Source organism: Acinetobacter sp. USHLN143, assembly GCF_037145695.1.
In the GTDB taxonomy this organism is placed as follows: Bacteria; Pseudomonadota; Gammaproteobacteria; order Pseudomonadales; family Moraxellaceae; genus Acinetobacter; species Acinetobacter fasciculus.
Genome location: NZ_JBBCWZ010000236.1, coordinates 1 through 389 on the forward strand (window position 1 = coordinate 1; position 389 = coordinate 389).

Annotated in this window: 1 pseudogene; it reads right to left on the reverse strand. The window is 40.6% G+C overall.

The features are described from left to right. Positions 1 to 389 (reverse strand): annotated as a pseudogene (locus tag WFH18_RS17875) (IS6-like element IS1006 family transposase); the annotation flags it as partial.

Below are 389 nucleotides of genomic sequence, written 5' to 3' on the forward strand. Positions count from 1 at the left end.
AAAGCACGTCCATATGTGGGTGCTTTATCCGTGTTGATCACTTGTGGAATTTGCCACTTCTTCACATTATTTAAAATTTTTCCAAGAAAACAATATGCTGATTTGGTATTACGTCTAGAAGAAAGATAAAAATCAATGGTATCGCCACGTTGATCGACTGCACGATACAGATAAGACCATCGTCCATTCACTTTTACATAGGTTTCATCAATATGCCACGAGCTCAGATCTGTAGGATTACGCCAATACCAGCGTAAACGTTTTTCTATTTCAGGAGCATAACGTTGAACCCAACGGTAAATAGTCGTGTGATCAACATTCACACCCCGTTCGGCCAGCATTTCCTGCAGTTCACGATAGCTAATGCCATATTTACAATACCAGCGCAC